Below are 21,576 nucleotides of genomic sequence, written 5' to 3' on the forward strand. Positions count from 1 at the left end.
CCGGCACCGGAATCGAGTGCCGTGAACATGACTGCATCCACTATTGGGGCGATTACTACCTCGTCGAAATCCTCGACCCCGCAACCCTTGAACCTCTGCCGGATGGCGAGTGGGGCGAGATGGTGGTCACCAGTCTGTGCAAGGAAGGCGCGCCGCTGATCCGTTACCGTACCCGTGACATCACCAGGATCATTCCCGGACGCTGTCGCTGTGGCAGTATTCTGCCGCGTCATTTCCTTCTTTTTCGCGTGATCAAGGCGGCCTTCGGCAAACGCAGAAAAACCCTGAGAAACGCCTTGTCCCAGAGCGATCTCGAATTGGTGCCCGGTGCAAGTGAACGGCTGCTTGAAAAAGCCCTGATCGATCCCATGCGGCGTGCGGAGAGTCTTTCCGTGGCGGAATTCGTCCGCTTGAGCAACGAGATTGGTACCCATCGGAAACGTATCGAAGCGGGTGGGTAAAGCCCACATCCATCGACCCCCAAAGCGGTGTTTGCAGACCACCGCAGACTTGAGCCAACGCCATTGAGTCAATAATCGGTACCACGCGTTTAGACGACTTTGACTGAATATGTTTTATCCTCACCGGTATCGATGACATGAACCCCGCAGGCGATGCAGGGATCAAAGGAGTGGATCACCCGGATCACTTCAACTGGGCTGGAGGGGTCGACCACCGGTACCCCTACCAGCGCCTGTTCCAGGGGACCGGGCACGCCCTTGGCGCATCTGGGTCCTAAATTCCAGGTGGTCGGCACGACCATCTGATAATTGTCAATCGTCGAACCCTGAATGTGAATCCAGTGTCCCAACGCCCCTCTCGGGGCCTCTAGAAAACCCGTGCCGGAACTGGTTCCCAGGTTGTATTGCTGGTAAATTTGATTCTTGCCGTTGTAAAGGTTGTTCTCCAGTTCGTTCAACCATCCCACCATGGCATCACCAATGATGGCCGTTTCGATTCCCCGGGCCGCCGTTCGCCCTAAGGTGGAGAGCAGGTTCGCCTCTTTCAGGCCCGTGTCGCTGAGGAATTGTTGAACAGGATTGACGAATTCCGCTTGACCCAGGCCGTAGCCCACCAGAACACGGGCCAGAGGCCCAACCTCCATGGCCTCCCCGTCATTCCGGGGGGCTTTGAGCCAGCTGTAACGGTTGTCCACATCCATACCCGTGTAGTTGGGAACCGTCTCCCCCACCTCCGGGTGATAATCCGTTGAGCCCGCATACCATGAGCGGGCCACATGCTCGCTGATGTAGGCCGGATCCAGTGCCTGAACGTTATATATGTCGCCGTTGAAGATCACTCCGCGGGGCATGAACAGGTCCACGGGAACATTGGGGCCCAAGGGGAACTCGCCGCAGGCCATAAAATTGGAGAAGCTGCCGACGGCGGCCCAATCGGCGTATTTGGACGCCACCACCTTGAGATCAGGGATATACACCGTGTTGACGAATTTACGGGTCTCTTCCAGGTAGGCGCGAAAGCGGTTCAACCGATCGACAGACAACTCGCCGCCGCAGGTAACGCCGCCGACGACGGTGGACTGGGGATGGGGGTTCTTGCCGCCCAAGATGGCCATCATTTTTGCGGCGACGACCTGTTTTTTCAGGGCTTCCAGGTAGTGGGCCGTGACCAGCAGGTTTTCTTCAGGGTTCATGACATAGGCGCTGTGACCCCAATAGCCGTTGGCAAACGGACCGAGGTTGCCGGTATTCACCAGCGACTGCAGCCGTGATTTGGCAGCGGAAAAATCAATGGCGTCGGCATTCGGGCTGATGGCACGGGCCAAATTTTCGGTAGCTGTGGCATCGGCGTTTAAGGCGCTGGTGATGTCGACCCAGTCCAATCCGTGAAGGTGATAAAAATGGACGATGTGGTCGTGCAGGAACTGGGCGCCGAGCAGCAGGTTGCGGATGATGCGGGCGTTGTCGGTAATTTCCACCCCCAGGGCATCTTCGATGGCGCGCACGGAGGCCAGGTTGTGAACGTAGGTGCACACGCCGCACAGGCGTTGGGTGATGAGGGGGGCGTCAAGGGGATCGCGGCCGGTCAGAATCGTCTCGATACCCCGGAACAAGGTGGCGGTGGACCATGCTTTGGTGACGCACCCGTTGCTGACCTCCACCTCTATCCGCAGGTGGCCTTCGATCCGGCTGACGGGATCGATCACCACCCGACTGGATAATGAGGTGCCGCCACCGCCGTTGTCTGTTTCGATGGCAGTGACATAAACGGTCGGTGCAAGTGATGACGACAGGGCAAAGGTAACCTTGCCATTTTTGATGTCACCGTCCTCAACCGCCTTTACGGTTATCGGCTGATAGTCGTTCCAATTGTTCGAATCAAAATAGTAAGTGAGACCGGAAACCACCGACAGGTCGGAATCACCGCTGTCATGGCCGACGGTCACGGATACGTCTTGGCCGGGATTGTCGCTGAGCTTGACCTTGAAAATGGCAGATCCGCCTTCCGTGACATTCAGCGTGTCCGTGTCGGTTATAATCATGAAGGCTGGCGCCGTGCCGTCACTGTCGACTTCGGTTGCCGTCAAGAAGGCATCCTTGACATGTTCGCCAAATATCCTGAACGTGGCCACACCGTCGGCGCTGTCGGCGTCATCTTTTGCGTTCAAGGTGACGGTTTTCCATTGGTTGTAGTTATTTTTGGAAAATTTAATCTCTTTTCCAGATACAACGCGGATATGCTTATCCCCGGAAATCCGCTCTACTTTAAGTTCGACCTCTTTTTTGGGCCGTGAGGATAGCCGTACGTTAAATGTTGCGTTTCCGCTTTCAGGAACCTTCAGGCTGCTGATGCTGGTTTCGACATTGGGATCTGCCATCGTGGAACTCCTTTATTCTGTTCTCGCAAACCAAATGGCTGGTTGATGGGGATCATCGCGCAAACTGGCGCTTACATGTTGAAGGGATCTAAGGTCCCCCCTGGCACGTCCGCGTGGCAGTTGGCGCAACTGCGGTTTGTGTCCAGATCGATTTTATGTTTACGGTGCATTTTTTGCTGGAATCGCTGAAGGGCATCACTCTTGGATTCCTGTTTTTCGAATATATCCCCACCATGACAGCGGTTGCACGAGGCGGTGGTCTGTTCTTCGTGGGCGACGGCCGCTTTGCGGTAGGTGTGGAACATCGACGCCCACATGGGATTGTAAAAGGGGGCGTTGGCGTCCCAGAAGTTGGGTTCCGAGCAGCCGATGCATTGATGCTCGGCCTGCACACACCAGGATTCCTGGTTGTAGAGCGTCTTGTGGCAGTTGTTGTAGGTTCGGGGTCCCTTGCAGTTATACCCTTCCATGCAGCCATGGGGAACGGTGCAGCTAGCGTGGATAGTCTCGCCGTGGCAAAAGGTGGGCCGGCCATCCGGTCGAAGGGCCGGCATCTGGTTGTTGAGCAGATAGCTGGCAACGCATGCCACCAGGTTGATGGGATGGGGCGGACACCCGGTGATATTGATGGTGTTCACACCAATGGCATCTTTCACCCCTTTGGCGCCGGTGGGGTTGGGAGCCGCAGCGGCCAGGCCGCCGTAGGCGGCACAGGTACCGAAGGCGATGGTGTGTTTGGCATGCGGAATCACGGACCGGGCGATGTCCAGCATGGTGCGCCCACCCACCATGCCGAATACACCATTGTCGGCCGTGGGAATGGATCCCTCAGCGATGCAGATGAACGCTCCGGAATGGTTGCGCACCGTTTGATCACGGTTATATTCGGCTTTTTCGCCACAGGCCACCTGAATGGTTTCATGATAGGTGACGTTGAGGACATCCAATAAAATGGCGGCCACATCGGGGTCGGCGGCCCGAAGGAATGATTCGCTGCACCCGGTGCATTCGGAAAAATGGAGCCATATGACGGGTGGTCGGTTGTCGCTGGTCAAGGCCTGGGCGATCCTGGGGATCATGGTTGGTGAAAGCCCCAATGCGGCCGCCACGCCGCCGCAGTATTTCAAAAAGGTTCGTCTTGAAATCTGATGTGCAAGCATCGGCTCTCCTTTCAATCCCATAAGCGTAATGTGATGGCTTACCAATTTACTTTTCGGGGTATATACAAAATTAGTACCATAGATACGGTCCAGGCATCTGGAAGCAGGCAAAATCTACCTTAAAATTTTTAAATTGCTATTAAATAAAGATAATTGAAATAAATGAGGGCGATAATTGAAAGGGGCCCGATCAAACGAACTGAGGGCGTCGATAGCCATTATCGGTTACACACAAGTTCAAGATTTGCTCGCCAGAAGTGCAAAAAATGGTGAATACGAACCAGTCAGATCAATCTGGGCGGTCCGTGAAGACCGTCTCGATGGAATCAACGACGATGGTGCCCGGGCGGAAGGACCATCGGATATTGCGGTCATACAACCGCAGGCCGAATTCTGTTCTATCGGAGCGGTTTCCCAGGTAGGCGGGACGGGGGTCGGCCCTGAGCGCCTGATTGACCAGATCAAAGAATCCCGGATAGGAATTTTCGAGCAGCCTACAGGCCTGCCGGGCATTTTCCGTAAATTCAATGGACAGGGATGCTCGGGGAGGATCGGCGGCGAACCCGCCGACCGCGCCCGGGATGATGTCTGCATAAGGCAGATAGGGCTTGATGTCTAAAACCGGGGTCTGATCCAGGACGTCGATGCCGGAGAGTTCCAGGACCAATTTTTTACGGTCCCGGCGGACGTCCTCCAGGACCACGCTGGACATGCCGATGGGGTTTGGCCGGAATCCGGACCGGGTGGCGAAAACACCGATACGCGTGTTTCCGCCCAACCGTGGCGGCCGCACCGTGGGTTGCCACTTCCTCTTGTCGATACCGTGGAAGACAAAGACGAGCCACAGATGAGAAAAATCCTTGAGTCCCCTGAAGGCTTCTTCCCGATCATAGGGCGGCAGAATTTCCAGGGTAGCCCGGGCGGCAGGAACAAGCCCCGGCTGTCGCGGAATGCCGAATTTCTCGGAAAAGCAGGAGTGGATAATGCCTATGGGGTGAAAGGTGAAATCCTTATCCATATGGGCCTCAAGGGTGCCTGAACGACTGTTTGCCAATCAGCGTTTCGATCCTGGTTTGTAGCATACCCGGCCGCTTATGAACAGAGCGTCAAGGGGCAATAAATTTGACCTTGACAGAGCACCGCCTCTGCTTCAGCATTTGGTTGAGCAGCCGGGGCGAAGGATCCATTCTGGGATCGCTGGGCGGGCTGATCGACGGAGACAAACGGTTTTAATCAGGCCTTTTCAAACGCCGCGACCATTACCTTCTCATACCACCCATTCAGCCGCCACCCTTCCAGAAAACCGTTGTGCCCGCCGTAGGGTTGAACGATCAGGCGGGTCGTGTCGCCGATGTGCAGGTTGTAGAAATCTTCCACCGGAATGATGGGGTCGTCTCGGGCGGTGATGATGGTGGTGGGAATGGTTACCCCCTGAAGGTCTTGGTTGACCAGGGTATACGCCTTGAAATAGGCCCTGGCACTGTCAAAATTGCTGTATCGTACCAGGAGTCGTTCGGTCATTTCACGGATATTGTCCACCTCCATCAGGGAGGCAAATTCATAGTGTTGCGGGTAAAGACACTGCTTGATGGCCAGTGAGCGGCGCCATTTCTTTAAAAAGTATCTCAGGATAAGCCGGCTGTTGTCGATCCGGTCGGTGGCTTTGTCCGGATCCAGCACCGGGCTGATGGCCACCACCTGCCGCAGACCACTGATGGGTCGTGTGGTGCATTGCCGGGCGATGCGCAGGGCAAAATTGCCGCCCAGGGAGAACCCGGCCAGAAACACCGGCCTTCCTTTATCGGCGGTACTGATCTGGCGAACCGCATCGAAGACTTCCTCCAGCAGCACCGCGTAGAAGATTCCGGTGTTCAGGTGATGACTGGGGCCGTGGTCCCGGAGATTGAGGCGGAAAACATCAAAACCGCACCTGAACAGAAATCGCCCTGTGGTTCGGATATACGTGGATGCCGAGCTGCCCTCCCAGCCGTGCAGCAGGATTACGAGACCCTTGCTGTGGGACCGGGGTTGACGGCTCATGTAACCCAGCAGGCGCACACCCTCGGCGGTGGTGAGGATCGTCTCCCGGGCAGCATCCAGCATGGGGTTGTTCCCCCAGGCTCGCAGGCCGGCGCTGGCCAGCAGGGTCTGAACACCGGCCGGTCGCAGCAAAAAAGGCGGGTTCAGATCGCAGGATTCCGGCGATGGATGGTTTTTACCGCTGGCTTGGGATGGAGCAAACGAGGTCATGCGCCCAGTTTTTTCAGGGCGTCGGCCATCTGCGCCTCGCTGATTTTCTTAAGCATCCGCTGGGTGCAGCGGGGGCAGCGCGTCCCTGAGAGATCTTCCCTGGTGCGGGTGAGATGGCCACAGTTCATGCACTGCCACGGATCTCCGGCGTTTTTATCCCTCGCTGCCGCGCTGATCAGCGGTGCCATGCAGCCGTTTACCCATACAAGTGCGCCCATGCCCATGATGCCTGACATCAGGCGCTGAATAAAAACCCGTCGTGTCATCGTATCCCCCTTATTTTTGATTGGTTTCAACGACTTTAGCAGGGCTGAAAAATAAAGGTCAATACCCATTTCTCTTTCGGGCATTCGGCGGCCCTTGCCGATTGCGGCAATGTCCCTTCGGCGTCCGAGCCTGCACGCCTTAAGGCAAACCCTGGGTTGGTCGTTTAACCCTATTAGATTTTCCCATGGGTGCATGGTATGCAGTGGTGCGTTGGCAGAACCCTGTCGGCCGAGGGTATTTCTATTGACAGAAACATGATGAAAGGCGTAGAACCACTCTTGCAAAGCGCCGGCATCTTTTCCCGTTGTGCGGGTCAGCGATGACCATGCAGGCTGGCGGGGGATCAATTCACACCAAGGAGGAACGTGCATGCAACCCAAGAGCTTCATCCTGCCCAAAGATGAAATTCCTAGGCAATGGTACAATATTCTGGCTGACATCAAAATGAATCCCCCCTTGGGACCCGACGGCCAACCGATCAGTCCCGATATGCTCGCGCCGGTGTTTCCCATGAATCTCATCGAGCAGGAGGTCAGTTCGGATCGCTGGATCGATATTCCCGAGCCGGTGCTGGACGTACTTTCCATCTGGCGGCCGGCACCCCTGACACGGGCCACGACCCTGGAGAAGGCCCTGGGCACCCCGGCGAGAATTTATTACAAGAACGAAGGCATGAGCCCGCCGGGCAGCCACAAGCCCAACACGGCAGTGCCGCAGGCCTACTACAACAAGGTCTTCGGCATCGAGAAGATCACCACCGAAACCGGTGCCGGCCAGTGGGGCAGCGCGCTCTCCTTCGCCTGTGCCCAGTTCGGACTGACCTGCAAGGTATATATGGTGCGCATCAGTTTCGACCAGAAGCCTTACCGCAAAGCCATGATGGAAACCTGGGGCGGCCGGTGCATCGCCTCACCCAGCAATGAGACCAAGGCCGGCCGGGATGCCCTGGAAAGGGACCCCAACACACCTGGCAGCCTGGGCATCGCCATCTCCGAAGCCGTCGAAGCCGCGGTGAGCGACACATCCGGCAAAACCCGCTATTCACTTGGCAGCGTGCTCAACCATGTGATGCTGCACCAGACCATCATCGGCCTGGAGGCCAAAAAACAGTTCGAGATGGCCGGCGACTATCCGGATGTCATCATCGGCTGCGCCGGCGGCGGCAGCAATTTTGCCGGCCTGGCCTTTCCCTTCATCCTGGACAAGATCAACGGCCGACAGATCGAGATCTACCCGGTTGAACCCAAGGCCTGCCCGACCATGACCCGGGCGCCTTTTGCCTATGACCATGGCGATACGGCCGGTTACACGCCGCTATTGCCCATGCACAGCCTGGGGCACAACTTCGTGCCGGCGCCCATTCACGCCGGCGGCTTGCGCTACCACGGTATGGCACCCGCCGTCAGCCAGTTGATCAACGAGGGATTGGTGACCCCAAAATCCGTGGGGCAGCTGGCCGCCTATGAAGCCGGTATCCTGTGGGCGCGCACCGAGGGTTTCATCCCGGCACCGGAAACCACCAACGCCCTGGCCCAGGTGGTGGAGGAAGCCAGGCTGGCCAAGGAAGAGGGCCGGGAGAAGACCATCGTGGTCAACTTCAGCGGCCACGGTCTGCTGGACCTGGGGGCCTACGATAAATATTTTGCCGGGCAACTGTTCGACTATAGCCTGGACGATGCCGAAATCGAACAATCCACGGCGATCCTCAAGGACTACCCCAAACCCATGAATTTCAAGAGCCGCTGATGGATACGCAACGTCTTGAACGACGCTGCCCGCGGCTGGGCGGCGACGTGGCCTTCGCTTACTGCAAGGTGTGCGGCGGGGAGAAATCGCCCTGCTTCAAGGTGTTGGACTGCTGGTGGGAGCGCTTCGACGTGGTTGCGCACATGCAAAGCTGCCTGTCAGCAGAGGACTTCGCCGCACTGTCGGTACAGCGCACCCCGCCGGACAAAATGACCAGCCTGGTGGACCTCATTCGCCGTGCCAAGGAGCGAACCGCGCAGGACTGAGCAGCCATCCCCCGCATGAATCGAACCCGGCAGCGCAATTTAAGGTGCAGCCGGGTTGTTGAATGACGTCCATCAACATACAAGAATCCTATAAATGATTTAAAACTCGCCGGTGCCACTTCCCGTAAACATCTCTCCGGCATGGTAGGAACTTCTCACAAAGGGGCCGGAGGCCACTTTCCTGAAACCAACTTCCAGGGCAAAGCGGCGCCAGCGTTCAAATTCTTCCGGAGGGATGAAATCGACCACCGGCAGATGCTGCGGGGTGGGTTGCAGATACTGGCCGATGGTGAGCATGTGGCATCCGGTGCCGTAAACGTCGGCGATGGTCTGCCGGACTTCTTCTTCGGTTTCGCCCAGGCCCAGCATGATCCCAGATTTGGCCGGGATGGACAAGTCGATGGTCTTGACGCGAGCCAGCAGCTCCAGTGACCGGTCGTAATCTGCCTGGGGCCGCACGCTGGGATAGAGGCGTCGTACGGTTTCCATGTTGTGGTTGAGGACATCGGGGCGGGCTGCCAGGACAGTTTCCAAGGCTGATTTTTTCCCCTGAAAGTCGGGGATGAGAACTTCCACCTGAACGCCGGGGATGGCCTTTTGCAGGGCATGGATGGTGGCGGCAAAATGGCCGCAGCCGCCGTCTTCCAGATCGTCCCGGGTCACCGAGGTGACCACCACGTATCTAAGGGTCATCCTTTTGGCCGCGTCGGCCACCCGCCGGGGTTCATCGGGATCCAGCGGCGCCGGCCGGCCGCCCGCGATGTTGCAGAAACGGCAGTTGCGTGTGCAGGTGGCGCCGAGGATCAAAAAAGTGGCCGTACGGGCGGAGAAGCATTCGAACTGGTTGGGGCAGTTGGCCTCCTGGCAGACCGTGTGGAGCTGACCCTTGCCGATCATGGATCGGATCTGTTCGTATTCGGGTCCCGAGGGCAGTTTCCTGCGCAGCCAGGCGGGTTTGCCGGTGCGGATGGGGTTGGATGGTGTCATGATACGAGGCTTTCAAAAAAAGGGTTCAAGGATCCGAGGGCTCAAGGGGCCAGGTGTTTGCCTTCCAACAAGCGTATCATTGTATTAAACATCTTTTTTTGCGAAGCCGTCAAAAAGCTTTCTGTCAAACTTCAGCGATTCGCAGTTGGTTAGCATTTCCCTCGACCCCTCGAATCCCAATCTAATACTAATCCCCCGATTCGATCTCGGCATAAAGTTGTTCCAGGCTGACCGTTGTCAAGGCAATCCCGAAAACCGCTGATAGATGCCTGGCCATGTGTTGCCGGGCCTCCGCCATGGCGACGGGTCTGCCGAGATGGCATTCCAGTGAGGTCATGCGCACCTGGTTCAAGCCGCAGGGGTTGATCCAGCCAAAAGGCTCCATGTCGGTGTTCACGTTGAGAGCCAGCCCGTGGAAACTGACACCTCGACGAACGGTGATGCCCACACTGCCCAGCTTGTCGCCATCCAGCCAGACACCGCGGTTGGCTGGATCCGTGGTGGCTGCGATATTCCAGTTGGCGGCGGTGCGGAGCATGGCGGACTCCAAACCGGCTACGAAATCGACCACCTTCAGGCGCCGGCGGTTCAAATCGATGATCGGATAGACCACCAGCTGTCCCGGTCCGTGGTAGGTGATGTTGCCGCCGCGGTCGGTGGGCACCACCGCGACGCGCTTTTCAGAAAGAAATGCATCGCTGACGCACAGGTTCTCCCGACCCCCGCGCCGTCCCAGGGTAAAAACCCGGGGGTGCTCGATGCACAGGATCACGTCGCTGTCCAGGCGGCCGGCTGTCTTGGCCCCTACTATCGCCAACTGCAGGTCCAGCGCCTTCAGGTAGTCGGTTTCCGGAAGGTCGACCCACCAGCACGGCATTTGGTTGTCGTGTTTCTCAGGCGCCATGGGCAATTTTCGATAAGTCCGCAATGATGTGGCTAAAACCCGGATAAACCGGACACAATAAAATGCAGGCACCAAAGTACAAAACTCAATTTCCAAAGAAAATCTAAATCTTAAATAAGATCAAAAACCAATCGTCGTTTCCAACATCGATTTTTGCAACGGTCTTCTGACATTAAATTGCGCCCCCCAAGGAAAAAAAGGGGCGGCCTGACAGCCGCCCCCGGGAACAGTACTTTTCAACCCTGCAGGCAGGGATTCCTGGCTGCCGCGGTTTCGTCCAGCCGTCTTACCTTGGGGAACTGGGGCGATTCATGCAGGCAGTCGGGGCACTCCACGGCCTCCTGGGCGATCTGCTTCATGGCGTCGATGAACTCGTCCAGGGTTTCCTTGGATTCGGACTCGGTCGGTTCGATCATGATGGCACCGCTGACCACCAGCGGGAAGTAGATCGTGGGCGGATGGAACCCGTGGTCCATGAGCCGTTTGGCGATGTCCAGGGTGGCCACGTGGTATTCCTGCTGGTGTTTGTCTGTAAAGACGCACTCGTGCATGCAGGGTCGATCGTAGGGCAGGTGGTAGTAGCCCTTGAGCCGTTCTTTGATGTAGTTGGCGTTGAGCACGGCATACTGGCTGACCGCCTTGAGGTGTTTGCCGACGCTCAGGATGTAGCTGTAGGCGCGGATCAGGATGCCGAAGTTGCCGTAAAAGGCGTGCACTTTGCCGACCGAGAGCGGATAGTCCTCGTCCAGCCGGTAGGCGTCGCCGACCTTGACCACCCGGGGAACGGGTAGAAACGGTTCCAACTCCGGGGTAACACACACCGGACCGGCACCCGGGCCGCCGCCGCCGTGGGGGGTGGAGAAAGTCTTGTGCAGGTTGAGGTGCAGCACGTCCACACCGACATCGCCGATGTTGACGATGCCCATGACGGCGTTCATGTTGGCACCGTCACCGTAGACCAGGCCGCCTTTCTGATGAACGATCTCGGCCACTTGGCGGATATTGTCCTCGAAGAGCCCTAACGTGTTGGGATTGGTGATCATGATGCCGGCGGTATCCTCGTCCATCAGGGCTGCCACCGATTCGGGCAGCAGGACGCCGTCCGGACCGGATTTGACCGGCACGGCCTTGAAGCCGCAAAGGGCCGCGCTGGCCGGATTGGTGCCGTGAGCCGTGTCGGGGATGAGTACCTTGGCGCGCGCCCGGCCTTTGTGTTTGTGGTAGGCGGAAAAAATCAGCATGCCGGTCAGTTCACCCTGGGAGCCGGCAGCGGGCTGGAGTGTAACCGCCGGCAGTCCGGTTATTTCGCCCAGCTGGTTCTGCAGGTCGTGCATCAGGGTCAGCGCGCCCTGGGAGAGGCTTGCGGGAAGCAGGGGGTGGGCGCCGGCAAAGCCGGGAATGGATGCCTGGCGCTCGTTGGTTTTGGGGTTGTACTTCATGGTGCACGATCCCAGCGGGTACATGCCGCTGTCCACACCGAAGTTCCACTGGGAAAGCTTGGTGAAGTGGCGCACCACGTCCAGCTCGGCAAGGTCTGGAAAGTCGGGACCGTCGCCCACCAGGGATTCATCCAGCGGGGCGGCATCCACATCCCGGCGAGGCAGGGAGATGCCCTTGCGTCCCGGGGACCCTTTTTCCCACAACAGCGGTTCGTTGAAGATCAAACCGGTGGTTCCCATCTTATCTTTTATTTGGTTTTTCATTTGGCCACCTCCTTTACCAGTGCATCGATCTCCGTTTTAGAGATGGTCTCGGTTACGCACATCAGCCAGCAGTCGTCCAGTTCCGGATAGTAGGGCGCCAGGTGCAGCCCGGCGACGATCCGCTTGTCCAGCAGCGCCTGCCAGGTGTCGGCGAACCCGTCGGGAAAGCGGACCACGAATTCGTTGAAGGTCGGCGCCCTAAACGGTGACGTGTGGCCGGCTTTAGCCAGGGATGCCTTGAGATACTCGGCCCGGTCGCGGTTGAGCCGGGAGAGTTCGCGGATTCCCGTACCCCCAATGGCCGCCATGTACATGGTCGCTGCCGTGGCGCACAATCCCTGATTGGAGCAGATGTTGGAGGTGGCCTTCTCGCGGCGGATATGCTGCTCGCGGGTGGCCAGGGTCAGGACGAAACCGGTCCTGCCGTCACGATCGACGGTTTTCCCGATCAGGCGCCCGGGCATGGCGCGCACATAGGCCTGTTTGGCGGCGAACATGCCCAATCCCGGACCGCCGAAGCTCTGGGGGATGCCGAAGCTCTGGCCTTCCCCACAGGCGATGTCCGCCCCGCAGGCGCCGGGGCTCTTGAGCAGGCCGTAGGCCAGCGGTTCGGAAAAGGCGACCACGAAAAGCGTCTTCTTGTCGGCATGAACGGTCTGGCCGGCCGATTCCAGATCCTCGATGCAGCCGAAGAAGTTGGGGCTCTGCAGGGCCACGCCGGCCAGCTCACCCAGGTCTTTCAAGCCGGACAGGTCCGTGCGGCCGTCGGCACCCACGGGCAGTTCGACCACCTCGAAGCCGGTGGGGGCGAAATAGGTCTCCACCACCTTGCGATACAGCGGGTGAATGGCCCGCGACACGGCCACCCGCTTGCGGCGGGAGACCCGGATGGCCATCAGCAGGGCTTCGGCCAGTCCCGACGCGCCGTCATACATGGAGGCGTTGGCCACTTCCATGCCCAGCAGGCGGGTTACCAGCGTCTGGTATTCGTAGATGGTCTGCAGGGTGCCCTGGCTGATTTCCGGCTGGTAGGGGGTGTAGGCGGTGAACACTTCGCCCCTGAGGAGCAGCTGACGGGTGATTTCGGGGATATAATGGTGGTAGCTGCCGGCGCCCATGAACACCTTATAAAAAGGGGGTGCGCCCATACTGGCGGCCATGCAGTCCATGTGCCCGTTGAGTTCCCACTCGGTGAGGGGCTCGGGCAGGTTCATCGGCTCCTTTCGGCGGCAGTCGTCGGGAATGCTGGAAAACAGTGCGTCCAGATCCGCCGCGCCCACCACCTGAAGCATCTGTTGGATGTCTTCCGGGGTATGGGGCAGGTATCGCATACGTTTATCCTTTCATCCAAAGGTAAAATTGCCTTTATCTGCAACAGCGCACCGAGCATGACAATATTCATCAATCTTCGGTTTCCAATCGATTCGGCGATTTCCTGTGCCGGGATCATCACAACATCCAAATCAGTACGCTGAACTTCGCGGTTGACCATGGAAGCATTGACGATAAGAGCCCCGCCAGAGGCTATTTGGGATTCGTATTTATCGAGGGATGGCAGGTTCATGATCACTGCAGCCTGCGGATTGCGCACGTACGGAGAGCCGATTTCCTCGTCAGCGATGACGACGGTGCAATTGGCGGTACCACCGCGCATTTCGGGTCCATACGATGGCATCCAGGCGACTTCTTTTCCTGAATCCATACCTGCAAAAGCCAGGATTTGTCCTGAGAATAAGACACCCTGACCACCGAAACCTGCAAAGATGACTTCTGACTGCATGCTATTCGCTCCTTAGAATTTCAAGTTAGCCAGCTCGGGGGCGACTTTGAAGTCTTCGAGCGGATAAACCGGGACCATATGTTCTTCGAGCCAAACGAGCGCATCTGTTGGGGTCATCCCCCAGTTTGTAGGGCAGGTGGAGAGCAGCTCGACCAGGCTAAAGCCCATCCCGCGACGTTGGGTTTCGAATGCAGTGCGGATAGCCTTCTTAGCCATTCGAATGTTTTTAGGATCATGCAAGCTGCGGCGGACGACATAACTGGAACCTTCCATCTTCGCCAGGAGTTCAGCCATGTGCAATGGGAAACCTGCTTGCTCCACATCACGACCATTGGGTGATGAAGTTGTTTTTTGACCCGGCAGGGTGGTGGGAGCCATCTGTCCACCGGTCATGCCATAGATGGCATTATTCAGGAAAAACACGGAAATGTTTTCACCTCGACCCGCTGCATGCATGATTTCTGCCATACCGATCGATGCCAGATCACCATCTCCCTGGTAAGTGAAAACCATCCGCTCTGGCAGTACACGCTTAATACCGGTTGCCATAGCAGGCGCGCGCCCATGCGCTGCTTCAACAAAATCACAGTTGAAGTAGTTGTAGGCAAAGACCGAGCAGCCTACCGGTGCTACCCCAATGGTGATTTCACGGATTTCCATCTCATCCATCACTTCTGCAATGAGGCGGTGAGCCACACCATGCGTACAGCCAGGGCAATAATGCATGGGGGTATCCGTCAAAGAGGTAGGACGGGTATAGACAATTTGGGTTTGAACGGGAGCTTCCATAGGTATTCTCCTGCTGCCTATTTCTGGGATTTCTTAACACGCTGTCGCCAGCGCAAGCGGGCATCACCCTCTGCGGACAAAGGTTCGTGCGCCATACGTCGAATTTCGTTCAGGATTTCGTCCGGAAACGGTACAGTGCCACCTGGCCTGCCGTAAAATTCGATTGGAATTCGACCTTTGACAGCCAGGCGAACATCATCTAGCATCTGCCCGGTATTCATCTCAACGACGAGCACTGATTGCGCCCGGGTGGCGATTTCTTCAATAGGTTGGAAGGGGAAGGGGCTGAGCGAAATGGGGCGCAGTAGCCCAACTTTTATTCCTTCAGCGCGGGCTGCTCGTACAGCTGAAAGCGAAATGCGTCCTGCGGTACCGAATCCAACGATCACGATTTCAGCATCATCCAGATAGTATTCTTTGTAACGTACTTCGTTTTCCAGGATCTGATACCAGCGGTCTAACAGGCGATGATTGGCAACTTCTTCATCGTCTGGGTTGATATAAATTGAGGATAAGATACGAGGTTCGCGCCCCACCGCGCCGGTGACTGCCCATTCGGCGCGTTCTTTGCGCACAGGGCGCATTTCTGGTAACTCTGCAGGTTCCATCATTTGACCAATCGAGCCATCTGCCATGACAATGGTGATGCAGCGATACTTTTCTGCGAGATCAAATGAAAGAGCTACCAGGTCAATTGCTTCTTGCACACTTGCAGGAGCCAATACGATTGGATGGTAATCGCCGTGACCACCACCGTGGACGATCTGGTTATAGTCGCCCTGAGATGGGGCAATGTTACCCAAACCAGGTCCGCCGCGTACAACATCGATCAATACGGCAGGTATTTCTGTACCAGCGATGTAAGATAGACCTTCCATCATTAGGCTGACACCAGGGCTGGAAGAAGAGGACATTACACGGGCACCGGTACATGCAGCGCCATAAACCATATTAACCGCTGCAACTTCGCTCTCAGCTTGCAAAAAGGTGCGGCCTAATTCAGGCATGCGCTTTGACATCCACTCCAGAACTTCGGTTTGGGGTGTAATGGGATAACCAAAGTATGCCTCCACCCCAGCGCGCACAGCGGCTTCTGCCATAGCAAGATTGCCTTCTAATAATTCGCGTGCCATCACAACCTCCTATGAAGTAGATACCGTGCGTGGCGCGCGCAAAGGCACTTCACGATAAACTGTAATTGCCGCTTCAGGGCACACGATCGCGCAGATACCGCAACCGGTGCAGCCTTCGCCACTTAAAGTAACAGGATGATAACCTTTGGGTGTGAGCGTTTCCATATCAACGCTCAATACATGCTGCGGGCATTCACTGATGCATAACTCGCACCCTTTACAGAACTTCTCATTGACTTCAATCCACCCCTTGATGGGCATGGGACAACCTCCTTCTAGGGAAATAAATTGGATAGATTCACCCCTGATTATCTTGTAATTGAAATCTTTCGGGTAGTGCTAACTGTCATATTCCATCCTGTCAAAGTGCATATTTTATGGGAGAGACCAGAATCTTTGTTGTGCGCGACTTGTTGCTCTCAGGGGGAGCACTTAAAAGTTGTTAGGATATGCGGTGAGTGGCTGCGGGCGGTTGTGCCGCCCGCAGCCACTCACCACTAACAACCTTTTAGTGCACCCGCTCTCAGAAATGCTGATGTCCGGACAAAAGTCTTCATGAACTGCGTTCACCACCTAGAATGAAAATGTGCTACAACCGAGGCAGAGCAACCAACACAAAGGTCGCTCCGATATTGGTGCCAGGAGCCCGAACAAAAGTCTGACCTGGATGTCTGTAGGCACCGCCTACTGTTGCCACTGCAAAGCGAGCACGAAGAACAGATTCTAACACCTGGACATCCACCGTTGGTTGCAAAAGGAAAGGAGCAAAGGGATGGACGTTTTGCATACCAACTGCGCCGGATTAGATGTACACAAGAAGACCGTTGTAGCAACAGTAATCGTGTCTAAAGAAAGAGGCAAGCCGTTGAAAGCGACCCGGACGTTTGGGACAATGACAGACGATCTGCTGGCGTTGTCGGATTGGCTGATGAGTTATGGTGTCACACACGTCGCAATGGAAAGCACAGGTGAGTATTGGAAGCCGATTTACAATATCTTGGAAGATAATTTCGAAGTCTGGCTGGTGAATGCCCAGCACATCAAGGCGGTCCCAGGGAGAAAGACAGACGTCAAAGACTCGGAATGGATTGCTGAACTCTTGCGATACGGGTTGATTAGAGCCAGCTTTGTGCCACCCAAGGGACAAAGGGAGTTACGAGAATTGACCCGCATGCGCAGCACATTTGTCAAAGAACGGGCAACCCTGGTCAATCGCCTTCATAAAGTTCTGGAAAGTGCGAATATCAAGTTGACCAGCGTTGCTTCGGACGTGAACGGCGTTTCGGGAAAGGCGATCTTGCATGCAATGATTGCAGGGGGATCAACCCCCGAGGAAATGGCAGAACTTGCTCAAGGACGATTGAGAAAGAAAAGAGAACTATTGAGCCGATCGTTACAGGGATACGTCAAACCACATCATTGTTTTGTGCTGTCTGAATTGTTGCTACAGATAGATGGCCTGGATGAAACTATAGCCAGGTTCGATGAGGAAATCCGAGAATATTGTCGCCCTTTTGAAGAGGCGGTGATACTCCTGGATACAATACCAGGTGTTGCCCGTAGAACAGCAGAGGTCATCGTTTCTGAAATCGGGGTGGACATGAGCCGGTTTCCTACTGCTGATCACCTGGCCTCCTGGGCCGGGGTAGCGCCAGGAAATAATGAAAGTGCAGGGAAACGCCTGTCTGGCAAAACTACGAAAGGCAACCAAGCTCTGGTTTCAGCTTTGACGCAAGCAGCACATGCCGCCTCAAGAGTGAAAAACACTTATCTACATGCTCAATTCCACCGTTTGGCTGGTCGTAGAGGAAAAAAGAAAGCTATCATCGCCGTAGCCCATTCCATCTTGATCATTGCATATCATATGATCAAGAACAAAGAGCCATATCGCGAATTGGGCAGCGATTACTTCGACAAACGCAATGTACAAGCTACGACAAGACGAATGGTTAGCCGTTTAGAGCATTTGGGTTATAAAGTCAACCTGGAGGTACTTACCTCAATAGCTGCATGAACTATTTTCAGAACAGTTCGGACATGAGGGTGAACCAGGTTCTGGAAGGTAGCCAAAGCAGCCTTGAGTATCAAAGCTTTCTGTTCGTCGGAGAGTTTCCATTTTTGCTTTAGCAGGATAAACAGACCAGAATAGCGTTTCCACTTTTTACCCTTTTTGAGGGAAGGCGCTCCTGGGATGCGTTCTTTGTCATCCACTTGCTCAATCTCAGGGATGGGTTCGCCATAGAGCAGGTCGCGTAATTCTTCGCCGACGAGCAGGCCGACCGTGAAGATCAACAATAAAAGTGCAACCATTTTCTCCATGTAGATTTGCTGTTTATTCATGAGTTTGGTCAAACCGAGCAAGCTTTTCAGGTCGCGGTAAGTTTCTTCGATTTTCATGCGGGCAAAGTAAATCTGCAAACCGCGCTTGGCCTCCAAGTTTGTCATCACCCACATCGGTTCGGCCAGCCCTTTTTTCCAAGTACCAACAATGTTCATACACACTTTGCCCATGTACCAGACGTGGTTGAGAATCACAGTCTGCCCAGGTGAAATCGTCAAGGCCACTTCCTTGCCGTCATCATCATAGAATTTGGGTGGATTGGCACGTAAGTTCAGGCGGATTACCCAATTGATCTGCTCCTCGAACAGGTTGAGCATCAATTCCAGGTAACTGAATTCTCGATCCAATACCAACGGGCGTCCGCCCAACATGTCCTTCAAGCCTTCAAAGGCACGAAAATGATTGAGGTTGCGCGAGTCCAGACCCTGTGCGATTGTTTTTGAAGAGTAAGTAACCATCCCACAGGGGATTGCCCGGCCTCGATACGGTGTAGCCAAGATCAAGGCCCAGAAACCTCTCGTTTTGCCGTCTTTCAGCTTGCCGACGTACTCTGTTTTCCACGCATGTGGCCGCTCTATCTCGGTTGGGTCGCCAATCACAAACGCTGCCTCTTCTTGAAATAACCGCCAGAGCGCAGTGCGTGGATCTGCTTTTCCAAGAAACCGCTGGATCCTTTTATAGCCTGCTGCGCTTTCACCCTCCATTTCCACAGCAATGTCCGTCAATCGTAACGAGCGCGCCTCAAGAATGGCCGCCCCGATTTCTCCTGCCCGTTCCGCTATTTCAGCGTCGTCAAACAATTCCGCCATAAATTCTTGATTGTTGATAAACTTGTCCATGAAGCCTCGTAGTTGATAAAGATGGTCGCAGAATACCAAGTTTATCTTCTTCGAGGCTTCTCTGATGTCCGAACTTTTGTCCGGACATCAGGATTTATTAGCGATTTGGATTTCTAGCAATGAAAATAGATGATTAAGGATCGGGGTTTTAAAAACAGAAGTATATAGAGTAAACATTGATATGTCTGTGGAAAAATCTGAGCATCATTCTGACCTGGGCGGTTATTTTATTGATGTTATGGTAATCTTCATCCTGCAATGTGTGTCTATCCAACTTAGAAAATGAGGTTCTGATCTAATTCCAGAGTAAAATCAGTAAATCAACCAGGTAGTTTTCTCTTCCTGACACACCTTCACGGATGCAATTATGCAAGATACCCCCGTAAGCACCTCCTGGCCTTTTAAAGAAGCTCTAAAACTAAGCAGACGTTTTGGCGGGCAGCCTGCCGCCCCTGTACGACTCGAAACCGGTTTTGGACCCAGCGGACTGCCACACATCGGCACGTTCGCCGAAGTAGCCCGCACTACATGGGTCAGGAAAGCTTTCGAGGAATTGACCGGTTGGCCTACCGAACTGATTGCTTTTAGCGACGATATGGATGGCTTGCGGAAGGTCCCCCTCAATATGCCTAACCAGGATATGCTCCGGGAGCACATTGGAAAACCGCTGTGCCGCATTCCCGATCCCTTTGACCAGTACGAAAGCTACAGCGCTCACATGAACCATAAGTTGAAGGAGATGCTGGACGCTTACCGGTTCGATTACCACTTTCAAAGCTCAGCTGAGGCTTACCAGCGCGGCGATTTCAATGCTGGGCTTTCAATTCTGCTCCAAAAAGTGGCAGAAGTGAATGCAATCATTTTGCCCACCCTGGGCGAAGAGAAGCGCGAAGACTGGTCGCCGTTTTTCCCCATCTGCGAACGCTGCGGTCGGATCAACAGCACGCGCCTCACTGCGTATCACCCGGAAACAGACAGCGTCGATTACGTTTGCGACCGCCACGAAGGGCTGCTGCAGTCTTGCGGGTATCAGGGAACGGTTTCGATCCACAATGGAAACGTGAAAGTTGGTTGGAAAGCCGACTGGGCGCTGCGCTGGTATTCGTATGATATTGCCTACGAGATGTATGGCTCAGATTTGCTCGAATCAGCCAAGCTCTCCGGGAAAATCGAGCGGTTGATGGGCAAACAGCCTCCGGAGGGCTTCTTTTATGAGCTGTTTCTGGACGAGGAGGGGCGCAAGATATCGAAAAGTGTTGGCAAGGGGCTGACTGTGGACACCTGGGTCAACTACGCTCCGCTGGAGTCCTTGCTGTTCTACCTGTTTCAGAATCCAGGGCAGGCGAAAAGGCTCTTCTGGGGCATTGTCCCCAAGTCGGTGGATGATTACCTCTCCGCACTGCGCCAATACCCCTCCTTAGACTCCGGCAAACGGTTTGACTCAGCCATCTGGCATATTTTTGATAAAGGGACCAGGGTACCGGAATACAACACCTCGATCAACTTCTCATTGATCAACAACCTGATCTCCGCGCTGGGGGCAGAGGATGTGATCCTGGTGCTGGATTACCTGAAGCGGTATGATCCCCCTGCAGAGCGGTACTGGAGCATGCTCGAGGATCTGGTTCATAAAGGGATGCATTATTACCGGGATTACGTATTGCCCACCAAGCGCTATCGAGAGCCTACCGAAGATGATCGTAAACTGCTCCAACGTATTTTCGACCGCCTTGCCCAGTCGGAAGGCTTGAACGAAACTGAGCTGCAAGCCATCCCCTTCGATATCGCTGCCGAGACGGGCATTCCCCCGCAAGCGTTGTTCAAGATGTTCTACGAAGTGATCCTGGGTCAAGAACGTGGGCCGCGCTTTGGCACTTTTGCCCGGCTGCTGGGAAAAGATAAGATGTTGGTTTTGTTACATGTCGCGCTCATGAATGAAGGATAGTGATTCCTTAGATAATGTTTTTCCCTGAACGGTGCATAAAACTCCCCCTGCTTTATTTCCCACTGGTGGAATGTTTATACTTTCAACAGAGTATGATTGTGATATCAAACAATTAGTGAGATTTTACTTGGGTGAGCTTTTATGATAATGAGCGCCAGGATCATAGGCCTTTGCCCCCTTATCTCCAAGCCTATCTGCCCACCCTGACATTACTTACCCGGGCATCTATTTATTCCTTGATCAGACTTTTTACTTCGGCGTAAGGATGGCCGGATAACAAGCAATGCACTTTGTTCTCTACATGTGTTACCCATGAACTTAGTTGAGAATTTCGTGGTGCCTTCTTATAGAGAAACTAATTCAAAAACGGACATACGATATTGAAACCATAGCGGTCGAGGAAAGAGGAGCGAAAAGTGGTTGAACGCAAGTGGTGCTCAAACCGATCAGCCAGTGCAGGCAATTTGGGTTCAAGGTGATTATGACTGATCTTGCGCCGCGTTTGCTTCCAAACCTGTTCCTGTGGGTTGAGGTCTGGCGCAGCCGTTGGCAATTCGATGATCTCCAGGCGAGGGTTGGCGGCAAGCAGTTCCCTCACCGCTGTGCCGCGATGCCATTTGGCTCGAT

19 protein-coding genes and 1 pseudogene are annotated in these 21,576 nt (G+C 55.1%); 5 read left to right on the forward strand and 15 right to left on the reverse strand.

Annotation, left to right across the window (positions count from 1 at the left end):
• Positions 1 to 461: pseudogene (locus R6V78_RS07490) on the forward strand (phenylacetate--CoA ligase family protein); the annotation flags it as partial.
• An 89-nt stretch (positions 462 to 550) separates the two neighbouring features.
• Here the strand turns inward: R6V78_RS07490 and R6V78_RS07495 are convergent.
• The 5 genes from R6V78_RS07495 to R6V78_RS07515 form a co-directional block, all read right to left on the reverse strand.
• Positions 551 to 2,215 carry a nickel-dependent hydrogenase large subunit gene (locus R6V78_RS07495; RefSeq protein ID WP_410288734.1) on the reverse strand — a complete coding sequence of 555 codons (1,665 nt, stop codon included), beginning with the start codon at positions 2,213 to 2,215 and terminating at the stop codon, positions 551 to 553.
• A gap of 695 nt (positions 2,216 to 2,910) precedes the next feature.
• A complete protein-coding gene (locus tag R6V78_RS07500; RefSeq protein ID WP_410288717.1) occupies positions 2,911 to 3,999 on the reverse strand; it encodes a hydrogenase small subunit in 1,089 nt (362 codons plus the stop codon).
• A 289-nt stretch (positions 4,000 to 4,288) separates the two neighbouring features.
• Positions 4,289 to 5,017, reverse strand: coding sequence for a tRNA (N6-threonylcarbamoyladenosine(37)-N6)-methyltransferase TrmO (tsaA, locus tag R6V78_RS07505; protein WP_410288718.1), 729 nt, complete (start codon positions 5,015 to 5,017; stop codon positions 4,289 to 4,291).
• Positions 5,018 to 5,232: 215 nt separating this feature from the next.
• Entirely contained in the window at positions 5,233 to 6,249 is a 1,017-nt protein-coding gene (locus tag R6V78_RS07510) for a YheT family hydrolase (RefSeq protein WP_410288719.1), read from the reverse strand.
• Positions 6,246 to 6,515 carry a hypothetical protein gene (locus tag R6V78_RS07515; protein WP_410288720.1) on the reverse strand — a complete coding sequence of 90 codons (270 nt, stop codon included), beginning with the start codon at positions 6,513 to 6,515 and terminating at the stop codon, positions 6,246 to 6,248. The genes R6V78_RS07510 and R6V78_RS07515 overlap by 4 nt, the downstream gene beginning before the upstream one ends.
• A gap of 370 nt (positions 6,516 to 6,885) precedes the next feature.
• Here R6V78_RS07515 and R6V78_RS07520 point away from each other — a divergent pair, with 370 nt between their 5' ends.
• Together R6V78_RS07520 and R6V78_RS07525 are read left to right on the forward strand one after the other, a co-directional pair.
• Positions 6,886 to 8,262, forward strand: coding sequence for a TrpB-like pyridoxal phosphate-dependent enzyme (locus R6V78_RS07520; protein ID WP_410288721.1), 1,377 nt, complete (start codon positions 6,886 to 6,888; stop codon positions 8,260 to 8,262).
• Positions 8,262 to 8,528: a hypothetical protein gene (locus R6V78_RS07525; protein ID WP_410288722.1), complete on the forward strand. Its 267-nt coding sequence runs from the start codon at positions 8,262 to 8,264 to the stop codon at positions 8,526 to 8,528. The genes R6V78_RS07520 and R6V78_RS07525 overlap by 1 nt, the downstream gene beginning before the upstream one ends.
• A gap of 99 nt (positions 8,529 to 8,627) precedes the next feature.
• On the opposite strand, the gene lipA is transcribed toward R6V78_RS07525, so the two are convergent.
• From lipA to R6V78_RS07565, 8 genes are all read right to left on the reverse strand, one after another.
• Positions 8,628 to 9,515, reverse strand: a complete 888-nt coding sequence (lipA, locus tag R6V78_RS07530) for a lipoyl synthase (RefSeq protein ID WP_410288723.1) — start codon at positions 9,513 to 9,515, stop codon at positions 8,628 to 8,630.
• Positions 9,516 to 9,702: 187 nt separating this feature from the next.
• Positions 9,703 to 10,419, reverse strand: coding sequence for a lipoyl(octanoyl) transferase LipB (gene lipB, locus R6V78_RS07535; protein WP_410288724.1), 717 nt, complete (start codon positions 10,417 to 10,419; stop codon positions 9,703 to 9,705).
• A 236-nt stretch (positions 10,420 to 10,655) separates the two neighbouring features.
• Positions 10,656 to 12,122, reverse strand: coding sequence for an aminomethyl-transferring glycine dehydrogenase subunit GcvPB (gene gcvPB, locus R6V78_RS07540; protein ID WP_410288725.1), 1,467 nt, complete (start codon positions 12,120 to 12,122; stop codon positions 10,656 to 10,658).
• Complete coding sequence (gene gcvPA / locus R6V78_RS07545; RefSeq protein WP_410288735.1) at positions 12,119 to 13,414, reverse strand: aminomethyl-transferring glycine dehydrogenase subunit GcvPA; 1,296 nt, start codon at positions 13,412 to 13,414, stop codon at positions 12,119 to 12,121. Before gcvPA ends, gcvPB begins: the two co-directional genes overlap by 4 nt.
• On the reverse strand, positions 13,333 to 13,902 hold the full coding sequence (locus tag R6V78_RS07550; RefSeq protein WP_410288726.1) for a 2-oxoacid:acceptor oxidoreductase family protein: 570 nt from the start codon (positions 13,900 to 13,902) through the stop codon (positions 13,333 to 13,335). The genes gcvPA and R6V78_RS07550 overlap by 82 nt, the downstream gene beginning before the upstream one ends.
• 12 nt (positions 13,903 to 13,914) lie before the next feature.
• The gene (locus R6V78_RS07555; protein WP_410288727.1) at positions 13,915 to 14,691 is read right to left on the reverse strand and encodes a thiamine pyrophosphate-dependent enzyme; all 777 of its coding nucleotides are present in this window, start codon (positions 14,689 to 14,691) and stop codon (positions 13,915 to 13,917) included.
• Positions 14,692 to 14,708: 17 nt separating this feature from the next.
• On the reverse strand, positions 14,709 to 15,824 hold the full coding sequence (vorB, locus tag R6V78_RS07560; protein WP_410288728.1) for a 3-methyl-2-oxobutanoate dehydrogenase subunit VorB: 1,116 nt from the start codon (positions 15,822 to 15,824) through the stop codon (positions 14,709 to 14,711).
• 9 nt (positions 15,825 to 15,833) lie between these two features.
• Positions 15,834 to 16,085 carry a ferredoxin family protein gene (locus R6V78_RS07565; RefSeq protein WP_410288729.1) on the reverse strand — a complete coding sequence of 84 codons (252 nt, stop codon included), beginning with the start codon at positions 16,083 to 16,085 and terminating at the stop codon, positions 15,834 to 15,836.
• Between the two features lie 511 nt (positions 16,086 to 16,596).
• Between R6V78_RS07565 and R6V78_RS07570 the strand changes: the two genes are divergently transcribed.
• Complete coding sequence (locus tag R6V78_RS07570; protein ID WP_410288730.1) at positions 16,597 to 17,838, forward strand: IS110 family transposase; 1,242 nt, start codon at positions 16,597 to 16,599, stop codon at positions 17,836 to 17,838.
• On the opposite strand, the gene R6V78_RS07575 is transcribed toward R6V78_RS07570, so the two are convergent.
• On the reverse strand, positions 17,796 to 19,004 hold the full coding sequence (locus R6V78_RS07575; protein ID WP_410288731.1) for a hypothetical protein: 1,209 nt from the start codon (positions 19,002 to 19,004) through the stop codon (positions 17,796 to 17,798). The genes R6V78_RS07570 and R6V78_RS07575 overlap by 43 nt on opposite strands.
• 367 nt (positions 19,005 to 19,371) lie before the next feature.
• On the opposite strand from R6V78_RS07575, the gene lysS reads away from it, so the two are divergent.
• Entirely contained in the window at positions 19,372 to 20,949 is a 1,578-nt protein-coding gene (gene lysS / locus R6V78_RS07580; RefSeq protein WP_410288732.1) for a lysine--tRNA ligase, read from the forward strand.
• Positions 20,950 to 21,304: 355 nt separating this feature from the next.
• Here lysS and R6V78_RS07585 read toward each other — a convergent pair.
• A partial coding sequence (locus tag R6V78_RS07585; protein ID WP_410288733.1) for a transposase occupies positions 21,305 to 21,576 on the reverse strand: 272 nt, incomplete at its 5' end.

Origin of the sequence: Desulfosarcina sp., assembly GCF_046496365.1 — a bacterium.
Classification (GTDB): Bacteria; Desulfobacterota; Desulfobacteria; order Desulfobacterales; family Desulfosarcinaceae; genus Desulfosarcina.